The organism is Sandarakinorhabdus sp. (genome assembly GCF_031422795.1).
Classification (GTDB): Bacteria; Pseudomonadota; Alphaproteobacteria; order Sphingomonadales; family Sphingomonadaceae; genus Sandarakinorhabdus.
Window position 1 is genome coordinate 1 of the sequence record NZ_JANPML010000266.1, and the last position, 1,826, is coordinate 1,826.

Annotated in this window: 2 protein-coding genes; one reads left to right on the plus strand and one right to left on the minus strand. The window is 62.4% G+C overall.

Annotated elements, in window-relative coordinates; translation table 11 throughout:
* Window positions 1-728 (minus strand): cbb3-type cytochrome c oxidase subunit I (locus RMO81_RS09615; RefSeq protein WP_409049603.1); only part of this gene is annotated, 728 nt, incomplete at its 3' end.
* Window positions 729-893: 165 nt separating this feature from the next.
* On the opposite strand from RMO81_RS09615, the gene RMO81_RS09620 reads away from it, so the two are divergent.
* On the plus strand, window positions 894-1,808 hold the full coding sequence (locus tag RMO81_RS09620) for an alpha-L-glutamate ligase (protein ID WP_310475626.1): 915 nt from the start codon (window positions 894-896) through the stop codon (window positions 1,806-1,808).
* Window positions 1,809-1,826: the final 18 nt, after the last annotated feature.

Genomic DNA, 1,826 nt, shown 5'->3' on the forward strand with positions numbered 1-1,826 from the left:
GCCCAGCTGACCGGCAGCGACAGATTGTTGACGATGTGCAGCATCGCCACGGTGATGATGAAGGCCAGATAGAACCAGTTGGCGACATAGATATGCGGTTCGCGGCGCTTGATGATGGTGCCGCCAAACACCAGAAGATAGGCGACCCAGACCACGGTAAGCCACAGATCGACATACCATTCCGGTTCGGCATATTCGCGTGCTTCGGTGACGCCCAGCACATAGCCGGTGGCCGCCAGAACGATGAACAATTGATAGCCCCAGAACACGAAACGAGCCATGCCGGGGAAGGCCAGCCGCGCCCGGCAGGTGCGCTGCACGACAAAGAAGCTGGTGCAGATCAGCGCGTTGCCGCCAAAGGCAAAGATCACCGCCGAGGTGTGCAGCGGCCGCAGCCGACCAAAGCTGGTGTATTCAAAACCCAGATTGAACACCGGCCAGGCCAGTTGCATGGCGATGTAGAGCCCGGCCAGCAACCCGACGACGCCCCAGAATGTGGTGGCGATCACACCCCACCGCACCGGCGCATCATCATATTGATGTTCATTGTCGGCAAGCTGGCCCGACAGATCGGCGCCCTTCATCACTGCCAGCGCGGCAATGAGCGCCGCCAGCGCCATGATGCCCATGTGCACGGCAAAGGCAGTATCCTGCGCCTGCGCCATGCCGAACAATGCGATGATCATCGCCAGGAAAAGGCTGCCTGATTTTGCCAGGGTCGCCGGCATGATATTGCCCCCTTTGGTTATTTTTGTGTCGCCGCATGTGCGGCGCTATGTTGCGTTGCGGAAATACGGGCTAATCCTATTACGTATTGCAACGGAGGGTAATTTTACCCAGTCTGGCAATCGAAGAAGAAGTGGCCTGTGCAGTGCGGCAGGCCGGGGACGTGCATGTATCAACTGGCAATCGTTCATGATCACGCCGATGGGTTTCAGCCGCTGTTTGCCGCGCTGTCCCGCGCCGGCATCGATTATCTCCCGGTGCACAGCGCCGGTCACGGCTTTGATCCGATCGGGGGTCAGCCGCCAGCACCGGTGATTTTCAACCGCATCGCCATGAGTTCGGCGCGCCACGGCGTGCATCACCCGGTCTATTACGCCATGGCCCTGCTCGATCACTGGGCCGGGCAGGGGGCGCTGGTGCTGAACGGTGCCGAAGCGATGGCGATCGATGCCAGCAAGGCGCGGCAACTGGCGCTGATCAACCGGCTGGGGCTGGCGGCGCCCGCTACCCGCGTCGTGCATGATTCCGCGGCGCTGCTGGCGGCGGCCACAACCATCGGCTTTCCGGTGGTGGTAAAGGCCGATGTGTCAGGCTTCGGCTCTGGCGTCACCCGTTTTGACGATCGGCAGTCGCTGGCGGCAGCCGCCGAAGCCGGTACATTGCCGCCATCGGCCAATGGCGTGTGGCTGTGCCAGGCCCTGGTCAATCCGCGCGGCGGCACCACGACCCGCATCGAGGTGCTGGGTGGCCGCTATCTTTACGGGGTCGACGTCGCCGCCGCCGAAGATGCACTGATGCTGGCCTGCCCAGATGATCGGCTGCTCCGCCTGGCCCAACGCCGCCGCCGCCGCGCCGAACCGCCGCCCAATCTGATTGCCGCCGCCGAAATGCTGGCGCGCGAAGCCGGCATGGAAGTTTGCAGCATCGAATATATGATCGATGATGTGTGCGGCACGCCGCGTTTCCACGATATCAACGGCCTGTCACCGTTCGTGGAAAACCCCATGGACGTGTTGGGCTGGGATCCGCACGACCGGTTGGTGGAACGGCTGTGGCATCACATCCGCCGCATGGGCGGCTAGCAGGGCTGAAAAATTCCC

What these genes read in the sequence shown, in the direction of transcription:
- RMO81_RS09620 (WP_310475626.1), top strand. Translation starts at nt 894, where the DNA reads ATGTATCAACTGGCAATCGTTCATGATCACGCCGATGGGTTTCAGCCG.